The organism is uncultured Nisaea sp. (assembly GCF_963974195.1).
GTDB lineage: Bacteria > Pseudomonadota > Alphaproteobacteria > Thalassobaculales > Thalassobaculaceae > Nisaea.
Genome location: NZ_CAXBDC010000176.1, coordinates 1 through 4,957 on the forward strand (window position 1 = coordinate 1; position 4,957 = coordinate 4,957).

Sequence of the window (4,957 nt, forward strand, 5' to 3'; positions counted from 1 at the left end):
CCCAGCTTCCAAGCGGCTCCGCCTGGATCCACAGGAACCAGATCACGAACCCGCCCAGGATCGCGCCCCAGTTGTTACCGGACCCGCCCAGGATCACCATCACCCAGATCAGGAAGGTGTATCGCAGCGGAATGTAGCTGGTCGGCGTCAACTGGCCGTCGAGGGTCGCCAGCATGGCACCGGCAACACCGCAGACGGCGCAGCCGAGCACGAAGACCTGCAAATGCCGGGCCTTCACATCCTTGCCCATGGCCGCCGCCGCGTCCCTATTGTCCCGGATCGCCCGCATCATCCGCCCCCAGGGCGACTGCAAGGCCCGCTCGGCCAGCCACATGATGATGGCCAGCACGGCAATGAAGAGCAGGGCGTAACAGATCTTCACGAACACACCGGCGGCTTCCGACATGTCGCTCAGACCGAGCGAAGTGGCAAAGGAGATGAACCAGTCCGTCTCGACAAGATCCACCTCATAGGGGACCGGACGCGGAATGCCGGTCACGTTCTTCACCCCGCGCGAGAGCCACTCCTCGTACTTGATGACGGCGATGATGATCTCTGAAATGCCGAGCGTTGCGATGGCCAGATAGTCGGCGCGCAGGCCGAGGGAGATCTTGCCGATCAGCCAGCCCGCACCGGCCGCGACCAGCCCGCCGACGGGCCATGCCAGCAGAACCGGCAGGCCAAGCCCCCCGAGATATCCGGTCAATGCCGGATCAATGGCCTCGATCCGCTCCGTCGCCGGAAGGAAGAAATGCGTCGTCAGAAAATAGCCGGGGATCAGCAGCAGAACCACGACATAGGGGCGCAAGCCCGGCGGAACGGCGCGGCGGGCAAACATAATGACGACGACGGTTCCCGCAAGCGACAGCAGCGACAGGAAAAGATCGCCTCCCGCGACCTCCCACGCCTCCTGCACCGGCGCCATGGAAACCAGCACGGCAGCAAGGGCGCCAAGCGCCGTGAAGCCCATGATCCCGACATTGAACAGCCCGGCATAACCCCATTGCATGTTCACGCCGAGCGCCATGATCGCCGAGATCAGACACAGGTTCAGAATGCCGAATGCAACGGTCCAGCTCTGGAAAAAGCCGACCGCGATCAGCACCAGGCCCATCAGGCTGTAATAGAGGGCGACCTTCTTCGTCATATGACTTTTCCTCGAATGATGCCCGTCGGTCTGACCAGCAGAACAGCCACCAGGATGACGAAAGACACCGCGAATTTGTAATCGGTGGAAAGCAGCTGGACGAGCCCGTCCGGCACCCAGCCATCCGGGCCGAGATAGGCCAGGAAACGCTTGAAGGCGTATGTCACCATCACTTCCGAGAAGGCGATGATGAAGCCGCCAAGCACGGCCCCCACCGGCTGGCCGATACCGCCGAGAATGGTCGCGGCGAAGATCGGCAGCAGGATCTGCAGGAAGATGAAAGGCTTGTAGGTCTTGTCGAGACCGTAGAGCGTGCCGGCAATGGCCGCGAGGGCGGCGGCGATGATCCAGGCGATCAGCACCACCTTTTCCGGGTCGATGCCGGAAAGCAGCGCCAGATCCTCATCATCGGAATATGCCCGCATGGCCTTGCCCCAGCGCGTCCTTTGCAGGAACCAGAACAGGAAGGCGACGACGATCAGCGCGACCACCACGGTGATCACCTGGCTTTGCTTGATGGCGATACCCTGATCAAGGCCGGTGGCCGCCTTGAATTCCCGGACAGTGACCAGGAACCGGGCGCCGTCCGCGAAACTCTGGTCGTCCGGGCCGATGATGATGCGGATCAGCCCCGCCATCACGAACATCACCCCAACAGACACGATGGCGAAAACGATCGGGTTCGACCGCTTGCGGCGATAGAACCGGAAGACGAAACGGTCCGTCAGGCACGCCATGCCAATGGCGGCAAGAATGCCGATCGGCAAAGCCAGAAGCGCCGTTGGCAATGGCGCGATACTGACCCCTTGCGATTGCAGGAACCAGGTGGCGAGGATTGCCGCCATGGCACCGAAGGACATCATCTCGCCATGGGCAAAATTGGCGAAGCGCAGGATACCGAAAATGATCGTGACCCCGAGGGCGCCAAGCGCGAGCTGGGCGCCATAGGCGAGCGCCGGGACAAGGACGAAATTGCTGAGCAGAGCGAATGCGTTGGCGATATCCATCTCAGCCCCCGAGGAAGGAACGGCGAACTTCCTCGTTCGCCAGAAGGGCCTCGCCGGTATCGGTGAAGCGGTTGGTGCCCTGCACGAGAACAAAGCCGTGATCGGCGATCTCCAGCGCCTGGCGGGCGTTCTGCTCGACCATCAGGATGGCGATCCCTGTGCGCGCGATCTCGACGATCTTGTCGAACAGCTCGTCCATCACGATCGGCGACACACCAGCCGTCGGCTCGTCCAGCATCAGCAGTTTGGGCTGGGTCATCAGCGCGCGGCCGACCGCGACCTGCTGGCGCTGCCCGCCGGACAGCTCGCCCGCGGGCTGATTGCGCTTTTCGGCCAGGATCGGGAACAGGGAGAAGACCTGTTCCTTGGACTCCGTGATGTCGTCATCGCGGATGAAGGCACCCATTTCGAGGTTTTCCTCGACGGTGAGCGAGACGAAGACGTTCCGGTTCTGCGGCACGAACCCCATGCCATGGCGTACCCGCTCCTGCGGCGCCATGGAGGTGATATCCTCCCCGTCGAAGACAACGCTGCCCTCGCGCAGGGTCAGCATGCCGAACACCGCCTTCATCGCCGTCGACTTGCCGGCCCCGTTCGGGCCAACGACGACGGCGACTTCGCCACGCTCCACACGCAGTTCGCAATCGGTCAGGATATCGGCCCCGCCATAGCCGCCGGTCATGCCGGTCGCGGAAAGAAAACTCATTGTTCCGACACCCGCTTGTGTTTGCGGCCGGTCCCGAGATAGGCCTCGATGACCTCCTCGTTGTTCATCACCTGATCGACGGTACCTTCCGTCAGCAGCTTGCCCTCGGCCATGACGATGACCGGATCGCAAAGCCGGGCGATGAAATCCATGTCGTGTTCGATCAGGCAGAAGGTGTAGCCGCGCTCCTTGTTCAAGCGCTGGATCGAGCGCGCGATGGTCTGCAGCAGCGTGCGGTTCACGCCGGCGCCGACCTCATCGAGGAACACGATCTTTGCATCGACCATCATGGTGCGGCCGAGTTCGAGCAGCTTCTTCTGGCCGCCGGAAAGATTACCGGCCAGCTCATTTTCGAGATGCTGGATTTCCAGGAATTCGATTACGTCGCGGGCGCGTTCACGGACCTTTTGCTCGGTCTCGCGCACCGCGGCGAAATTGAACCAGGCATGCCGCAAATCCTCGCCGGGCTGGTCTCCCGGAACCACCATCAGATTTTCCAGCACCGTCAGGCTGGAAAACTCGTGGGCGATCTGGAAGGTGCGCAACAGCCCCTTGTGGAACAGTTCGTGCGGCTCCAGCTCGGTCACGTCCTCGCCGTCGAGGTAAATCTTCCCCGATGTCGGCGGGAAAGCGCCGGCGATAATGTTGAAGAGCGTCGTCTTCCCCGCCCCGTTCGGACCAATCAGCCCGGTAATGGAGCCTTGCTGGATTTCCAGCGACACACCGTTGACGGCGTGTATGCCACCAAATCGCTTGGTGACGTTTTCAACACAGATCATTTATCAGTCCATATAGGCGAAACGGTCAGGCTGATGCCCGACCGTTTCCCGTAAAGTCTCTACCCGACCGATCAGTGATAACCGACGGTTTTCCATTTACCGTCGGCAATCGTGGTCTCGCGGAAGCTGCCCGCGGACTCGCCCGGCGCGATCAGCTCAAGCGCGGTGCCGCCGACATAATCAATGTCGCCGCCATCGGCAAGAATCTTGAGCGCTTTCGCGAGTTCACCCGGGAAGATCTTCTCGCCCGGCGCATTCGCCACTTTCTCGATATGGCTCTTGTAGACTGCCGGATCGGTACTGCCGGCGGACTGCATGGCCAGCAGAAGAATGGCGGATGCGTCATAGGCTTCCGGAACATACGGGTCGTCGCCCTTGAAGCCCTTGCCCTCGGCCAGCTTCGCAAGCATTGCCGCGCCCGGGCTGTCCGTGCCCGGATTGGTGCCGATGGAGCCGTCGAGGTCGGCGCCGAAATGATCGGTCAGCGCTTCGCCGACCATGCCGTCCGGCAGGACGAAATGATCGAAGGCACCGGTATCGAGCGCAGCCTGGATCATGCCCTTGCCGCCCTGGTCGAGATAACCGGCAACGATCAGGATATCGCCACCCGCAGCCGCAAGCGTCGCGACTTCAGCGGAGTAATCGGCCTTGCCGTCTTCGTGCGCGGCAACGGCGGTGATCTTGCCGCCCTTGGCTTCGAAGGCGGACTGGATCGAGTCGGCCAGACCCTTGCCGTAATCGTTGTTGGTGTAAGTCAGAGCGGCGGTCTTGATACCTTGCGCGGCAAGGACGTCACCGATGATCTGGCCCTGGCGGGCGTCGGACGGGGCGGTGCGGAAGAAAACACCGTCATCCTCGATGGTGCTCAGCGCCGGCGAAGTTGCCGACGGGGAAATCATCACCATGCCGTTCGGCCGGGCGACGTTATTGAGCACCGCAGTGGTCGCGCCGGAACAGGTCGCGCCGACGATACCGGCAACCCCCTCGGACGTGATCAGACGGTCGGCGGCAGCCGTCGCGGCAGCGGCATCGACGCAGGTGCTGTCGCCGCGCACGGAAACAACCTTCTTGCCGCCGAGGAAAATGCCACTGTCGGACACTTCCTGGATGGCCATCTCACCACCAAGCGCCATCGGCTTGACCAGTGATTCCGTCGGGCCGGTAAAGCCCTGAAGCATGCCGATCTTAACGGCATCTTGTGCATGAGCGGCAGTCGTCGACATCACCGCCGCACATAACAACGGTAGCAATCGTTTCATGGTCGCTTCCTCTGTAGGTTTACGTTTCGTAATTCCAAACACTATACAAATCCCCATCT

Annotated in this window: 5 protein-coding genes; all 5 read right to left on the reverse strand. The window is 61.8% G+C overall.

What is annotated here, in order from left to right; translation table 11 throughout:
• A partial coding sequence (locus AAC126_RS21710; RefSeq protein ID WP_339857446.1) for a branched-chain amino acid ABC transporter permease occupies nucleotides 1-1,147 on the reverse strand: 1,147 nt, incomplete at its 3' end.
• On the reverse strand, nucleotides 1,144-2,154 hold the full coding sequence (locus AAC126_RS21715) for a branched-chain amino acid ABC transporter permease (protein ID WP_339857447.1): 1,011 nt from the start codon (nucleotides 2,152-2,154) through the stop codon (nucleotides 1,144-1,146). The genes AAC126_RS21710 and AAC126_RS21715, both read right to left, overlap by 4 nt.
• Before the next feature lies 1 nt (nucleotide 2,155).
• Complete coding sequence (locus AAC126_RS21720; protein WP_339857449.1) at nucleotides 2,156-2,860, reverse strand: ABC transporter ATP-binding protein; 705 nt, start codon at nucleotides 2,858-2,860, stop codon at nucleotides 2,156-2,158.
• Nucleotides 2,857-3,639: an ABC transporter ATP-binding protein gene (locus tag AAC126_RS21725; protein ID WP_339857451.1), complete on the reverse strand. Its 783-nt coding sequence runs from the start codon at nucleotides 3,637-3,639 to the stop codon at nucleotides 2,857-2,859. Before AAC126_RS21725 ends, AAC126_RS21720 begins: the two co-directional genes overlap by 4 nt.
• 71 nt (nucleotides 3,640-3,710) lie before the next feature.
• Nucleotides 3,711-4,898 (reverse strand): ABC transporter substrate-binding protein, encoded by a 1,188-nt coding sequence (locus AAC126_RS21730; RefSeq protein WP_339857453.1) that lies wholly within the window; start codon nucleotides 4,896-4,898, stop codon nucleotides 3,711-3,713.
• Nucleotides 4,899-4,957: the final 59 nt, after the last annotated feature.